The sequence below is a fragment of the Micromonospora sp. NPDC000089 genome (genome assembly GCF_042899365.1).
Classification (GTDB): Bacteria; Actinomycetota; Actinomycetes; order Mycobacteriales; family Micromonosporaceae; genus Micromonospora.
On sequence record NZ_JBIAZT010000006.1, the window covers coordinates 365,816 to 379,694 of the forward strand.

Annotated in this window: 15 protein-coding genes; 4 read left to right on the forward strand and 11 right to left on the reverse strand. The window is 74.0% G+C overall.

Annotation, left to right across the window (positions count from 1 at the left end; all coding sequences use genetic code 11):
- Positions 1–145: 145 nt before the first annotated feature.
- Together ACFY3U_RS14570 and ACFY3U_RS14575 are read right to left on the reverse strand one after the other, a co-directional pair.
- Complete coding sequence (locus ACFY3U_RS14570; protein WP_387200541.1) at positions 146–1,252, reverse strand: SPFH domain-containing protein; 1,107 nt, start codon at positions 1,250–1,252, stop codon at positions 146–148.
- Between the two features lie 4 nt (positions 1,253–1,256).
- Entirely contained in the window at positions 1,257–1,730 is a 474-nt protein-coding gene (locus ACFY3U_RS14575; protein ID WP_387200544.1) for an NfeD family protein, read from the reverse strand.
- 89 nt (positions 1,731–1,819) lie between these two features.
- Between ACFY3U_RS14575 and ACFY3U_RS14580 the strand changes: the two genes are divergently transcribed.
- Positions 1,820–3,133: a serine hydrolase domain-containing protein gene (locus tag ACFY3U_RS14580; protein WP_387200547.1), complete on the forward strand. Its 1,314-nt coding sequence runs from the start codon at positions 1,820–1,822 to the stop codon at positions 3,131–3,133.
- An 18-nt stretch (positions 3,134–3,151) separates the two neighbouring features.
- Here the strand turns inward: ACFY3U_RS14580 and ACFY3U_RS14585 are convergent, their stop codons facing one another.
- Positions 3,152–3,964 (reverse strand): DUF3097 domain-containing protein, encoded by an 813-nt coding sequence (locus ACFY3U_RS14585; RefSeq protein WP_387200549.1) that lies wholly within the window; start codon positions 3,962–3,964, stop codon positions 3,152–3,154.
- 217 nt (positions 3,965–4,181) lie between these two features.
- Between ACFY3U_RS14585 and ACFY3U_RS14590 the strand changes: the two genes are divergently transcribed.
- A complete protein-coding gene (locus tag ACFY3U_RS14590) occupies positions 4,182–4,976 on the forward strand; it encodes a hypothetical protein (protein ID WP_387200552.1) in 795 nt (264 codons plus the stop codon).
- An 11-nt stretch (positions 4,977–4,987) separates the two neighbouring features.
- Here the strand turns inward: ACFY3U_RS14590 and ACFY3U_RS14595 are convergent, their stop codons facing one another.
- The 8 genes from ACFY3U_RS14595 to ACFY3U_RS14630 all read right to left on the reverse strand — a co-directional run bounded on the left by ACFY3U_RS14595 (position 4,988) and on the right by ACFY3U_RS14630 (position 12,786).
- Positions 4,988–5,569: a Uma2 family endonuclease gene (locus ACFY3U_RS14595; RefSeq protein WP_387200556.1), complete on the reverse strand. Its 582-nt coding sequence runs from the start codon at positions 5,567–5,569 to the stop codon at positions 4,988–4,990.
- 82 nt (positions 5,570–5,651) lie between these two features.
- A complete protein-coding gene (locus ACFY3U_RS14600) occupies positions 5,652–6,509 on the reverse strand; it encodes an HAD-IIA family hydrolase (RefSeq protein WP_387200559.1) in 858 nt (285 codons plus the stop codon).
- Positions 6,458–7,489 (reverse strand): ferrochelatase, encoded by a 1,032-nt coding sequence (locus ACFY3U_RS14605; RefSeq protein ID WP_387200561.1) that lies wholly within the window; start codon positions 7,487–7,489, stop codon positions 6,458–6,460. Before ACFY3U_RS14605 ends, ACFY3U_RS14600 begins: the two co-directional genes overlap by 52 nt.
- 70 nt (positions 7,490–7,559) lie before the next feature.
- Positions 7,560–8,327, reverse strand: coding sequence for an enoyl-ACP reductase FabI (fabI, locus tag ACFY3U_RS14610; RefSeq protein ID WP_387200564.1), 768 nt, complete (start codon positions 8,325–8,327; stop codon positions 7,560–7,562).
- Positions 8,328–8,351: 24 nt separating this feature from the next.
- The gene (fabG, locus tag ACFY3U_RS14615) at positions 8,352–9,107 is read right to left on the reverse strand and encodes a 3-oxoacyl-ACP reductase FabG (RefSeq protein WP_387200568.1); all 756 of its coding nucleotides are present in this window, start codon (positions 9,105–9,107) and stop codon (positions 8,352–8,354) included.
- Positions 9,108–9,752: 645 nt separating this feature from the next.
- Positions 9,753–10,703, reverse strand: a complete 951-nt coding sequence (locus ACFY3U_RS14620; protein WP_387200571.1) for a VWA domain-containing protein — start codon at positions 10,701–10,703, stop codon at positions 9,753–9,755.
- Complete coding sequence (locus ACFY3U_RS14625) at positions 10,700–11,701, reverse strand: DUF58 domain-containing protein (protein WP_387200656.1); 1,002 nt, start codon at positions 11,699–11,701, stop codon at positions 10,700–10,702. Before ACFY3U_RS14625 ends, ACFY3U_RS14620 begins: the two co-directional genes overlap by 4 nt.
- Complete coding sequence (locus tag ACFY3U_RS14630; RefSeq protein WP_387200573.1) at positions 11,680–12,786, reverse strand: AAA family ATPase; 1,107 nt, start codon at positions 12,784–12,786, stop codon at positions 11,680–11,682. Before ACFY3U_RS14630 ends, ACFY3U_RS14625 begins: the two co-directional genes overlap by 22 nt.
- A gap of 239 nt (positions 12,787–13,025) precedes the next feature.
- Between ACFY3U_RS14630 and ACFY3U_RS14635 the strand changes: the two genes are divergently transcribed.
- Positions 13,026–13,256 carry a hypothetical protein gene (locus ACFY3U_RS14635; RefSeq protein WP_387200575.1) on the forward strand — a complete coding sequence of 77 codons (231 nt, stop codon included), beginning with the start codon at positions 13,026–13,028 and terminating at the stop codon, positions 13,254–13,256.
- A 22-nt stretch (positions 13,257–13,278) separates the two neighbouring features.
- Positions 13,279–13,806 carry a PH domain-containing protein gene (locus ACFY3U_RS14640; protein ID WP_387200577.1) on the forward strand — a complete coding sequence of 176 codons (528 nt, stop codon included), beginning with the start codon at positions 13,279–13,281 and terminating at the stop codon, positions 13,804–13,806.
- The last annotated feature ends 73 nt before the right edge of the window (positions 13,807–13,879 follow it).

A 13,879-nucleotide genomic window follows, 5' to 3' on the forward strand; every position in this document is an offset into this window, starting at 1 on the left:
TCGTTCGCATCCGACGGGCGGCGCGGGACGCACCGGCGCCCCGGCTCCTGGCCACCACCCGTCCTCAGACCGATCGTGGCAGGCACCGGGGCGCCGCATGAGTGTTTCTCGCATTTGCCGCCCCGCCCGCGGAACGGCGCTCGGGTCAGGCCCGCTCGCGCTCCTGCGCCGGGTCGGCCAGCAGGCTGTCCGGGGAGACCGGCTCCGGCGCGGGCAGCCCCTGCGGCTTGTTGCCGCCGGTGGCCTGCGCCTCGGCGATGCGTACCTCGTCGTGGATCTCCTGGGCGGCGGACGCCGCGGCCCGGGCCGACTCGGCGGCCTCGCGCTCGACCTGCGCCGCGTGGTCGGCGGCCTCCGGCGCGGGCTGGTCGCCGACCATCCCGGCCAGCCCACCGAGCGCCCCGCCCATGCCCTCCAAGGCCTTGGTCAGCTCGGTCGGGATGATCCAGACCTTGTTCGCGGTGCCGTTGGCGATCTGCGGCAGCGCCTGAAGGTACTGGTAGGCCAGCACCTTCTGGCTCGGGTTCGAGGTGTGGATCGCGTCGAATACCGTCCGGATCGCCTTGGCCTGGCCCTCCGCCTGGAGGATCCGGGCCTGCCGGTCACCGTCGGCGCGCAGCACCGCGGACTGCTTGTCACCCTCGGCGGTGAGGATCACCGACTGCTTGTGCCCCTCGGCGGTGAGGATCGCCGCCCGGCGGTCCCGCTCGGCGCGCATCTGCTTCTCCATCGAGTCCCGGATGCTGGCCGGCGGCTCGATCGCCTTGATCTCCACCCGGGTGACCTTGATGCCCCACCGGCCGGTGGTCTCGTCCAGCACCCCGGAGAGGTGCCGGTTGATCTCCTCGCGGCTGGTCAGCGCCCGCTCCAGATCCAGCGAGCCGATCACGTTACGCAAGGTGGTGACGGTGAGCTGCTCGATGGCCTGGATGAAGTTCGCGATCTCGTAGGTGGCCCGGACCGCGTCGACGACCTTGTAGTAGAGGACCGTGTCGATCGACACGACCAGGTTGTCCGAGGTGATCACCGGCTGCGGCGGGAAGCTGACCACCTGCTCGCGCATGTCCACCTTGCTGCGCACCGCGTCCACGAACGGGACCAGCAGGTTCAGGCCCGGGTTCAGGGTGCGCTTGTACTTGCCGAGCCGCTCCACCACGTCCTGCCGCTGCTGCGGCACGATCCGCACCGCCCGCAGCAGGGTCACCACGACGATGACCGCCACGGCTATCAGAAGGATCGCTGCAAACTCCATATCGTCACCTTTTCGCTTCCGGCAGCTCGCCGGGGGAGGAAATGTCGTCCTGCCAGACCAGGGCGGTGGCACCCCGGACCTTGATCACCTGAACCCGCGCACCCGGGTCGAAGGCCTGCGTGGCGTCGTACGGGCGGGCGCTCCACAGCTCGCCGTCGAGCTTGATCAGGCCATGCTCGGCGTCCACCCGCTCCAGCACCAGTGCCGTGGACCCCTCCAACGCCTCGACGCCGAACGGCTGCTCGCCCGTCTGCGACGAACCGAGCGCGTGCCGCTTGATCGTGGGCCGGGCGAGCGCCACCGACAGCGCCGACACCACGGCGAAGACCACCGCCTGCAGGGCCACCGGCGCCCCGAGGGCGGCAGCGCCGGCGGCGGCGAACGCGCCGGCGGCGAACATGATCAGGAACAGCGTCGTCGTGAAGATCTCGGCGACCGCCAGCACCACACCCACCACGAGCCACACCACGGCGTCCACCCCTCAACTGTGGCACGCCGACGCACGTGTCATCGAACTGTCATGATCAGTAGGCTCGGTGCGACACCGCCGAAGCGAGGAGGACCACCGTGCCGCTGCTGCCGGAGACCGTTCGCGCGGTCGACCTGAGAGTCGCCCGGGCGCAGGCCGAGGGCCGCACCCCGTCGCTGACCGTCGGTGTGGTCCGCGACGGCGCGCTCGTGCACCTGGCGACGGCCGGCGACCATCCCCGCCCCGACGCAGACCTGCAGTACCGGCTCGGCTCGATCAGCAAGACGATGACCGCCGTCCTGGTGCTGCAGCAGCGCGACGCCGGCCGGCTGGCGCTGGACGACCCGCTGGAGCGGCACCTGCCCGGCACCCCGGTCGGCGCGCTCACCCTGCGCCAACTGCTCGGGCACGCGAGCGGGCTGCAACGCGAGCCGGACGGCGACTGGTGGGAGCGCGTCGGGGCCGACGACCTGCCCGCCCTGCTCGCCGGGCTGACGCCGGAGAAGATCGCCTTCCCGCCGCACCGGGTCTACCACTACTCGAACCTGGCGTACGGGCTGCTCGGCGGGGTGCTGGAGGCGGTCACCGGGACGCCGTGGTTCGCGCTGCTGCGCGAGCGGGTGCTGGAACCGCTCGGGCTGCGCCGCACCACGTACCACGCCACCGAGCCGTTCGCCCGCGGCTACGTCGTCCACCCCTTCCACGGGACGCTGCGCGAGGAGCCGCTGCCGGACACCCGCGCGATGGCGCCGGCCGGGCAGCTCTGGTCGACCGCCACCGACCTCGCCCGTTGGGCCGGGTTCCTGGCCGACCCGGACCCGGCCGTGCTCGCCCCCGACACGCTCACCGAGATGTGCGTGCCGGTGGCGATCAACGACCTCGACTCCTGGACCGGCGGGCACGGCCTCGGCATCGAGCTCTACCGCGACGGCGACCGGGTGTACGTCGGGCACGGCGGCTCGATGCCCGGGTACGTCGCGGGCCTGGCCGTGCACCGGCCCACCCGCACCGCCACGGTGGCCTTCGCCAACTCGTACGGGCTGCGCGGCGGCCACCACATCGGCGGGCTGGGCCGGCAGGTGCTCACCCAGGTGCTGGACGCCGAGCCGACCCCACCGCCGGCCTGGCGTCCCGCCCCGGCGCCACCGTCGGCGGAGCTGGCCGAGCTCACCGGCCGCTGGTGGTGGATGGGCATCGAGTACGAGTTCCGGCCCGACGGCGCGGACCTGGTCGGCGGCCCGGTCGGTCAGCCGACGCTGCGGTTCGCGCCCGAGGCGCCGGACCGCTTCCGGGGCCGCTCCGGCGGCCAGCACGGCGAGCTGCTGCGGGTGCTGCGCGACGACCAGGGCCACCCGACCGCCCTCGACATCGGCACCTTCCTCTTCACCCGAACCCCCGACCAGCAACCCTGACCGGCCCCACCGCAACCACTACACGGGCTCGGTGACGAAGTCGATCAACCGCTCCATTGCGTTGATCAGCGGCGTCTCGACGTCGGCGAAGCTGTCCACCCGGGACAGGATGTGTCGCCACATGTCCGCCGGCTCGGCCACCCCGAGGGCCGCGCAGACGCCCTCCTTCCACGGCCGGCCGGGCGGCACCACCGGCCAGGCCGCGATGCCCAGCGCGCGCGGCTTCACCGCCTGCCAGACGTCGACGTACGGATGCCCGGTGACCAGCACGTGCGGGGAGTTCACCCGGGCCACGATCCGGCTCTCCTTGGAGCCGGGCACCAGGTGGTCGACGAGCACCCCCAGCCGCCGACCCGGGCCGGGGGCGAAGTCGCGGACCTCGGCGTCCAGATCGTCGATGCCGCTCAGCGGTTCCACCACCACGCCCTCGATCCGCAGGTCGTCGCCCCAGATCCGCTCCACCAGGGCGGCGTCGTGCACGCCCTCCACCCAGATCCGGCTGGCCTTGGCGACCTGGGCGCGGACGTTCTCCACCGCGACCGAGCCGGACGCGGTGCGCCGCCGGGCCGCCGGCACCGGGGCCCGCACCGGCCGGCGCAGGGTCACCGGGCGCCCGTCGAGCAGGAACGCGGCGGGCAGCAGCGGGAAGTTGCGTCGCCGGCCGTGCCGGTCCTCCAGCACCACCGCGCCGGACTCGAAGCCGACCACCGCCCCGCAGAAGCCGGAGTCGGCGTCCTCGACCACCAGGTCGGGCTCGGCGTCCACCTCCGGGGTGACCTTCCGCCGCCGCCAGTCCCCCGCCAGCACGTCCTTCACGTATCGCCCCGCCATGTGGATCACGCTAGCGCCGGGCCCGCCGGGCCGCCCGCCGACGCGCCGCCGGACGCCCCGCCGAGGGGGCCGAGGAGGCGAACGTGGCTGTCCCGCACCGGGGGCGCCGCCCGGCCCGATCCGGGCCGGGATGGGGCGAAAGGGGCACTTCGGGGCAGGACGCGCGGCCGGGGCGGCAGTCGAGACAGGGTCGCCCGGGACCACGTACCCTTTCCGCATGTCCTCCCCCGCAGCGGGCGCGGCCACCCTGACCCCGCGCCGGTCGAGCCGGTTCGTCGCCTGGGTGCGCGCCTGGCGCGCCGGGCTGGTGCCCTTCGACGAGGTCGCCGAGTCCATCGCCGGCGACGAGGAGCACCTGGTCGCCGACGCCCCCGGCACCTGGACCGACGTGCCGCTACGGGACGCGCTGCCCGCCCTGGCCAAGCTCTCCCCCGACGAGATCCGGCTGGTGCTGCCGGCGCCCGGCGACCCGCGCGGGCTGCCCGGCCCAGGCGACTTCACCGGCGCCGCGCTGCTGGTCGGCGAGGCGATCGTGGCCGGCCCGTTCGGGCTGGTCCCGGAGGTGCGCACGCACACCTCCGGCTCCGGGATGACCTGGGAGACGGTGCTCTGGCGGTGCTACCCGCTGCCGGCCGGGGCGGCCGCCGCCGCGCTGACCTGCCCCGGCGCGGCCGAGGCGGAGGCGGAGCTGGCCACCGCGCTGGCCGAGACCACCGCCGCGCTGACCCGGCTCGACGTGGCCCAGTGGCGGCCCGAGCTGGCCGGGGCGCTGGCCGCGCTGCGCCGCCCGGACGGCGCCACCGACCTGCCGCCCGGCTTCGACCCGCGGGCCCGCCGGCTGTTCGCCCGCGCCGCCGTGCTGGACCGGGTGCTCGCCCTGGCCGGGCACAGCGCGCCCGGCGGCGCGATCAACAACCACGAGGCCCAGCAGCGCGACGCCGCGCTGCGCCCGCTCACCACCGCCTGCCGGCAGGCCCTGGTGGCCGCCTGCAACGCCCCGCTGCGCCCGTAACGCCGCCGTCGCTACAGCCGGTCGATCTCCGTCAGGTCCACGTCGACCGCGAACGGCAGGCTCACCGTGAGCCGGTCGTGGTAAATGCCGGTCAGCGCATAGGCGTGGGTGGCCGGGTCGAGCTCGTAGGCGTACACGACGATGGCGCCGCCCGAGCCGTCCTCCACCCGCCAGAAGTATCTGATCCCCGCCCTGGCGTACAGCTGGGGCTTGCGCTCCCGGTCACGCTCCTCGGAGTCCGGTGAGACGACCTCGACCACCAGCTCCACCGCCTCCGGCGGGTACCAGGTCTGATCCGGCCCGGTCTCCGCGCGGGCCTGCACCACCAGCAGATCCGGCTCCGGCCGCTGCCGGGGGCCGAGTGTCACCGACATCTCCCGGCGCACTCGCAGGTGCGTCGGCGCCGTCCTCCGCAGCCCCTGTCCCAGCAGGTCGATCGCCAGAGAGTGGAAGGCGTTCCGGGGACTCGCGAAGACGAGGCTCCCGTCGATGAGCTCGGTGTGCGGCGGAAGGTCCGCGAGACGGTCCAGGTCGTCGGCGGTATAACCGCCGACCGGTGGCCGCGGCCACTCGACGACCGGCTGAGCGATCATCCACGCCTCCCGGGGTCGGACTTCCGCACAGTCTGCTCGCCTTGGCCGACCAGGCTTGCGACGGCCCGCCGGCCGTGCCCGGTCAGATCTCGTCGATCAGGTCGAGCACCGAGTCGACGATCCGCGACGGCCGGTACGGGTAGCGCTCGGCCTCCGTCCGGCTGCTGATCCCGGTGAGCACCAGGATGGTCTCCAGCCCCGCCTCCAGGCCGCAGAGGATGTCGGTGTCCATCCGGTCGCCGATCATCGCGGTGCTCTCCGAGTGCGCGTTGATCGTGTTCAACGCGGAGCGCATCATCATCGGGTTCGGCTTCCCGACGAAGTACGGCTCCACCCCGGTCGCCTTGGAGATCATCGCGGCCACCGAGCCGGCGGCGGGCAGCGCGCCCTCCACCGACGGGCCGGTGACGTCCGGGTTGGTGCAGATGAACCGGGCGCCGTCGTTGATCAGCCGGACCGCCTTGGTGATCGCCTCGAAGCTGTACGTCCGGGTCTCCCCCAGCACCACGTAGTCCGGGGCGAAGTCGGTCAGCACGTACCCGACCGCGTGCAGGGCGGTGGTCAGCCCGGCCTCCCCGATCACGTACGCCGTCCCGCCCGGCCGCTGGTCGCCGAGGAACTGGGCGGTGGCCAGGGCGGCCGTCCAGATCGCCTCCTCGGGCACCTCGAAGCCCATCCGGGTCAGCCGGGCCTGCAGGTCGCGCGGCGTGTAGATGGAGTTGTTGGTCAGCACCAGGAACGGCTTGCCGGACGAGCGGAGCCGGTTGACGAACTCCGGGGCGCCCGGAACCGGCTGGCCCTCGTGCACCAGCACGCCGTCCATGTCGGTGAGCCAGCTCTGCACCGGCTTGCGGTCATGCATCGTGTCGTCCCAGGGGTGTCGGGGGCTCAGGGCCGGCGGGTGGCGGAGACGCAGCACGGCGTGGGGCAGGTGTCCCACATCGGCAGCTCGCCCAGGCGGCGGCGCAGCCGCTGCCCGTCCGGCGTGCTGCGCTCGGCCACCAGCTCGCGGACCATCGTGACGAAGCGCGGGTCGGTGCCGGGGGTGCCCGCCCGGACGAAGTCCAGGCCGAGCTGCTTGGCCGTCTCCAGCGCCTCGGTGTCCAGGTCCCAGACCACCTCAAGGTGGTCGGAGACGAAGCCGATCGGGCTGACCACCACGCTGGTCACCCCCTGCTCGGCGAGGGCGGTGAGGTGGTCGTTGATGTCCGGCTCCAGCCACGGCACCTGCGGCGGCCCGGAGCGGCTCTGCCAGACCAGGTCGTACGGCAGGTCGGGGGCGGCGCGCTCGTGCACCAGCCGGGCCGTCTCCTCCATCTGCGCGGTGTACCGGCCGCCGTGCGGGCCGGCGGTGGCCGCCGCCGAGGACGGGATGGAGTGCGCGGTGAAGACCAGCCGGGTGGTGTCCCGCTTCGCCGGGTCGAGCTGCGCCAGCGCGGCGCGTACCGCGTCGGCGTGCGGCTCGACGAAACCGGGGTGGTCCCAGAACTGGCGGAGCTTCTCGATCACCGGGGCGTCCGGGCCGACGGCGGACCGGGCGGCGGCGATGTCCTCCTGGTACTGCCGGCAGGAGGAGTACCCGCCGTACGCGCTGGTGACGAAGGCGAGCGCCCGCTGGACCCCGTCGTCGCGCATCTGCGCCACGGTGTCGGCGAGCATCGGGTCCCAGTTCCGGTTGCCCCAGTAGACCGGCAGCTCGACGCCGTTGGCGGCGAAGTCCTCCCGGATCGCGGCGAGCAGCTCCCGGCACTGCTCGTTGATCGGGGAGACGCCGCCGAAGTGCAGGTAGTGCTCCGCGACCTCGGCGAGCCGCTCGGGCGGCACGCCCCGACCCCGGGTCACGTTCTGCAGGAACGGCAGCACGTCCTCCGGCCGTTCCGGGCCGCCGAAGGAGACCAGCACCAATGCGTCGTACGCCATGACGCCATTCTCCCCCGACGGCCGTGACAGCCCGGCGACGCCCCCTCGACCGGCGGGTTTCGGCCCCGTCTCAGGAGCCGATCGCGTGGTAGCCGCCATCGACGTGGACGATCTCGCCGGTGGTGGCGGGGAACCAGTCGGACAGCAGCGCCAGGCAGGCCCGGGCGGCCGGCTCCTGGTCGGTGAGGTTCCAGCCCAGCGGGGCCCGCTCGGCCCAGGCGTCCTCGAACTGGTCGAAGCCGGGGATGGACTTGGCGGCGATGGTGCGCAGCGGGCCGGCGGCCACCAGGTTGCTGCGGATGCCCTGCTTGCCCAGGTGCAGCGCCAGGTAGCGGGAGGCGGATTCCAGCCCGGCCTTGGCCACGCCCATCCAGTCGTACACCGGCCAGGCCTTGGTGGCGTCGAAGGTCAGGCCGACCACCGCGCCGCCCGAGGACATCAGCGGCAGCGCCGCCATCGCCAGGGACTTGTAGGAGAACGTGGAGACCTGCAGCGCGGTGGCCACGTCCTCCCAGGGTGCGTCGAGGAAGCCGCCGCCGAGGCAGCTCTGCGGGGCGAAGCCGATCGAGTGCACCACCCCGTCCAGGCCGTCGACGTGCTCGCGCACCCGGTCGGCGAGGCCGGCGAGGTGCTCCGGGTTCGTCACGTCCAGCTCGATCACCGGGGCCGGCTCGGGCAGCCGCTTGGCGATCCGCTCGACCAGGGACATCCGGCCGAAGCCGGTGAGCACGACCTGGGCGCCGTTCTCCTGGGCGAGCTTCGCCACCGAGAAGGCGATCGAGGCGTCGGTGATGACGCCGGTGACCAGCAGCCGCTTACCGGCGAGCAGTCCGGACATTTCGCTGTTTCCTCCGTTTGCTTCTCAGTGACCCATGCCGAGGCCGCCGTCGACCGGGATCACGGCGCCGGACACGTACCCGGAGGCGTCCGAGGCGAGCCAGGTGATCACGCCGGCGACCTCCTCCGGATCGGCGAACCGGCCGGCCGGGATGGCCTTGAGGTAGTCGGCGCGCCGCTGCTCGGGCAGGGCGGCGGTCATGTCGGTGTCGATGAAGCCGGGCGCCACCACGTTCGCGGTGATGTTGCGGCTGCCCAGTTCCCGGGTGATCGAGCGGGCCACCCCGACCAGGCCGGCCTTGCTGGCGGCGTAGTTGACCTGGCCGGCACCGCCATAGAGGCCGACCACCGAGGAGACGAAGATCATCCGGCCCCACTTCGCCCGGAGCATCTTGGCCGAGGCGCGCTTGGCGCACCGGAACGCGCCGGTGAGGTTGGTGTCCAGCACCCCGGTGAACTGCTCCTCGGACATCCGCATCAGCAGGGTGTCGTCGGTGATGCCGGCGTTGGCGACCAGCACCTCGACCGGGCCCAGCTCGGCCTCGACCGCGGCGAAGGCGGCGTCCACCGAGGCGGCGTCGGTGACGTCGCAGCGCACCGTGAACAGGCCGTTCTGATCGCCGGCTGCGCCTGCGCCAGACCCCGGCTCGGCTGCGCCGGCACCGGGCGCTCCCCCGCTGCGACTGGTCACCGCGACCCGGTCACCCTGCTTGGCGAAGGCTCGGGCGATGGCCAGCCCGATCCCCCGGTTGCCGCCGGTCACCAGCACGGTACGGGCCACTGCTCCCCCTCGGCTCAACTGATCTCTCGGTCGGTCCGGAGCCTAGGCGTTACCGGCAGGTAAGCGCTAACAGCGGTGCGGCGCCGCACCGCGGCCCCGACCGGGGCTGGCGCGGTGCCGGCAGGGGGCGTACGGGGCCGTGCGGCCCGGGCGCGCGGGCCGGGCGTCCGGTTCCGCGCCCCGCAACCGGACGTTGTACGATGATCGTGTCTGCGGGCCGCCGTGCGGCCCGCGTGCTACGGGCCCCGCCGACCGCAGGAGGTGATCGCTGTGCGAGATAGCGATCCTCCCAGTCGTGGCCGGGCCGACCGTCAGCCCCGCTGAGCCACGACTCAGTCGGTCGAGCTGACCCAGCTCCCGCTCCCCGCACCGCCGCAGGCCCCGGATCGTCCGTCGGGCCGGGTGGTTCCTGCCGTCCCACACCCCGGAACGGCCGCGCCGGAGCACCCCGGTCACGACTTCGTGTGCGCGCCCTGATCACCCCCCGCGGTCCACTCCCGCCAGCGGACCGTCCCGCCGCCACCGGAGCCTCCCATGAGCCGTTACGTCGCCCCGCTGGGCTTCACCCTCGCCGCCGTCTGGGTGGCCGTCCTGTTCGTGCTGGCCGGCGGCAGTCACTGACCGCCGCCGGCCCCGTGTCCCGCCTCAGAGCATCCGGGACGTCCACAGCAGACTGAGCCCGCCCGCGCAGAGCGCGAGCAGCAGCGCCACCCCGGCGTACCACTGGGTGATCTCCCGCGGCTCGGTCCGGAACCCGATCGACGAGCCCATGTCCTGGTAGACCTGCTTGAGCTCGGCGACCGAGGCCGCCTCGTAGAAGTACCCCTCGGTGGTCTCGGCCAGCTGGGCCAGCGCCATCCGGTCCACCGGCACCCGCTGCAGCTGACCGCCGATGTCGACCTGACCGGAGTCGGTGCCGAACGCGATGGTGGAGACCGGCACGTTGGCCGCCTGAGCCGCCGCGGCGGCCTCCTCCACCGACCGGCCCGAGGTGCGGTAGCCGTCGGAGAGCAGCACGATCCGGGCCGGCGGGATGCCGGCGGCGCCGTCGGCGGGCACCGACCGGATCGCCTCCAGGCAGGTGAAGACCGCCTCGCCGGTGGCGGTCGCCTCGGCCAGCACCAGCCCGTTGATCGCGGTCACCACCGCGTCCCGGTCCTTGGTGGGCGCCACCAGCACGTTCGCCGCCTTGGCGAAGGAGACCAGCCCCAGGTTGTAGCTGGCCGGCAGCTCGCCGACGAACTGCTTGGCCGCCTCCTGGGCCGCCTCCAGCCGGTTCGGCGCCACGTCGTCCGCCTGCATCGACAGCGACACGTCGATGGCGAGCATCACCGTCGCCCGCTCCAGCGGTTCCCTGGTGTCCATCGCCGGCCGGGCCATCCCGGTGGCCAGCGCCACCAGGGCCAGCAGGAAAGCGGTGGCCGCCGCGTGCCGCCGCCAGCCCAGGCCCTTCGGCGCCAGGGTGCGCAGCAGGTCGACGTTGGTGAACCGGACGGCGTACGCCCGGCGGCGGCGCTGCCGCCAGACGTAGAACGCGGCGAGGGCGAGCACCGGCAGCAGCGCCAGCAGCCACCACGGTTGCAGAAAGCGGATCATCTCGTCGTCCCCCGGGTGCGGGCGTGCCGCTGCGCGGCCACGAATCGCACCATGTCCAGCAGCCAGTCTCGGTCGGTACGCAGGCGCAGGTGCGCCGCGCCGGCGGCGCGCAGCTCGGTGGCGATGGCCGCGCGCTGGGCGGCGGCGCCGTCGGCGTACCGCTGGCGCAGCCGCGGATCGGCGGTCTGCACCTCGTGCAGCTCGCCGGTCTCCGGGTCGACCACCGGCAGCACCCCCACGTCGGGCAACTCCAGCTCACGCGGGTCGACCACCTCGATCGCCAGCACGTCGTGCCGGACCCGCAGCTTACGCAGCGGCCGGCCCCACTGCTGCGGCGGCGCGAGGAAGTCCGAGATCACCACGGCCAGGCCACGCCGGCGCGGCGGCCGGTTCAGCGCGTCGACCAGCGCGCCGAGGTCGCCGCGGCCGGGGCGTACCGGGGTGCCGGCCAGCGCCCGCAGCAGGCCCTGCGCCTCCCGGCGGCCGGACCGGGCCGGCACCCGGGTCAGCACCCCCGGCCCGGGCGGCGTCGGTGCGGGGCGCCGACGCCCGGCGCGCACGGGCGCCTCCGGGCCGGTGCCGATCACCGCGCCGATCCGGTTGCCGCCGCGCACCGTCAGGTGGGTCAGCGCGGCCGCCGCCGCGATCACCACCTCCCGCTTGAGCCAGCGGCCGGTGCCGAAGTCCAGGCTGGCCGAGAGGTCGACCGCGAGCCAGGTCTCCAGTTCCCGGTCGGCCACGGTGCGGCGCACGTGCGGCGTGGTGGTGCGGGCGGTCACCGGCCAGTCCATCCGGCGTACGTCGTCGCCGGGGCGGTACTCCCGGGACTCCCCCGCCTCGCTGCCCGGCCCCGGCAGCAGGCCGGCGTAGTCGCCCTGGAGCAGCCCGTCGAGCTTGCGGGTGACCAGCAGCTGCAGCCGGGTGAGCACCGCCTCGGCCCGCTCGCCGCCGGCGTCGGGCGGGCGTACCGGTGAGGTCACGGCCGCTGGCCGGGCCAGCCGGCCGGCGGGGCGCTGACCGGTGGCGGCGCGCTCGCCTGCTGGCGAGGGGCCACCGCGGGCAGCGGGATGGTGGACATCACCCGGTGCACGACGTGGTCGGCGGGCACGTCGTCGGCGAGCGCGTCGTAGCTGAGCACCAGCCGGTGACGCAGAATGTCCGGCGCGATGTCCTGCACGTCCTGCGGCAGCGCGTAGTCCCGGCCGCGCAGCAGGGCCAGCGCCCGGGTGGCCCGGACCAGGCCGAGCGACGCGCGCGGGCTGGCGCCGTACTGGATCAGCCGGGCCACGTCCGGCATGCCGTGCTCGGCCGGGGCGCGGGTGGCCAGCACCAGCCGGACCGCGTAGTCGACCAGCGCGTTGTGCACGAAGACCTGGTCGGCCTTGCGCTGCAGGGCGATCAGGTCGTCGGTGGTGAAGATCCGGTTCGGCTCCGGCGGGGCCACGCCCATCCGGTAGACGATCTCGCGCTCCTCGGCGTCGGTGGGGTAGCCGACCACGATCTTCATCAGGAAGCGGTCCCGCTGGGCCTCCGGCAGCGGGTAGACGCCCTCCTGCTCGATCGGGTTCTGGGTGGCCATCACCAGGAACGGGTCGGGCACCCGGTGCGACTCGCCGCCGATGGAGACCTGCCGCTCGCTCATCACCTCCAGCAGCGCCGACTGCACCTTCGCCGGTGCCCGGTTGATCTCGTCGGCGAGCAGGAAGTTGACGAAGACCGGGCCCAGTTCGACGTCGAACTTCTCGCTGGACTGGCGGTAGATCCGGGTGCCCATGATGTCGGCGGGCACCAGGTCCGGGGTGAACTGCACCCGGGCGAACTCGCCCCCGACCACCCGGGCGAGGGTCTCCACGGCGAGCGTCTTGGCCACCCCGGGGACCCCTTCCAGCAGGCAGTGCCCCCGGGCCAGGAGCGCGACGAACATCCGCTCCACCATCCGGTCCTGCCCGACGATCACCCGTTTGATCTCGAACAGCGCCCGCTCCAGCAGGCCGGCGTCCTGGGCCGGGGTGGTCACCGGCGCGGACGGCTCGGCGGCCGTCGGGGTCGGGGTCGGGGCGTCGGGTGTGGTCGGCTGGGCCACCGGTCCTCCACAGCATGATCGATCGTCGCGGCGTGGTGCGTGTCAAGACTCGCATGCCCGGCTGTGAGTCGAGGTGGGGAGAAGCCGATTTCTGGCCCGTCGTCCGGTTCGTCGAATCGCTGAACGAGGGTGGACAGGGAGGGGGCCGGCGCGTGTACGATTCATCCCGTCGCCGGGCGGCTCCCCCCGTGGTCGCCCGGCGCTCAAACTTCCGGCACCGGCGGCCTAGACTGCCCCGGGTGACCGACTCCACCCCCGCCGACGAGGCACCGATCTGTTCGTCCCGCGGGTGCCGCGCCCCCGCCGCGTGGGCGTTGCGGTGGAACAATCCGCGCCTGCACGAGCCGCAGCGGCGCAAGACCTGGCTCGCCTGCCCCGAGCACCGCCCGACGCTCGGCGACTTCCTCGCCGCGCGCGGCTTCCTGCGGGAGGTGGCCGCCCTGCCCGGATCGCATACGCTCGAAGCGTGAGCGCGCGCAGCGGACCTTCCCGGTGAACGACGACGCGTACGACGGGCCCCCACCGGCCCCGGTCAGTGCGCTGGAACCCTGGCCCGACACCGTCCGGTGGCAGCCGATCTCCCGCGACCTGATCTGGGTGGAGCTGCTGCGGCTGACGCTCGGGCTGGCCGGGCTGCTGGCCGGGCTGGGGCTGGGCTGGGGGTTCAGCGGGCACTGGCTCTTCGGCGCCGGGATCGGCCTGGTGCTGCTGCTCGCCGGGTGGCGGGCCGCGGCGATCGTCCGTGCCGTCCGGGCCTGGGGGTACGCCGAGCGCGACAACGACCTACTGGTGCGGCACGGGCTGCTGGTGCGGCGGCTGTCCATCGTGCCGTACGCCCGGATGCAGTTCGTCGACGTCAGCGCCGGGCCGCTGGAGCGCGCCTTCGACCTGGCCACCGTCCAGCTGCACACCGCCGCCGCGGCCAGTGACGCCCGGGTCCCCGGGCTGCGCCCGGCCGAGGCGGCCCGGCTGCGCGACCGGCTCACCGCGCTGGGCGAAGACCGCGCGGAGGGGCTGTGACCGAGGGCCCGGACGGCCTCGACCCGAGCCGGTCGACCGAGCCGGTGCCGGCGCCCTACCGGCCGACCGAGCC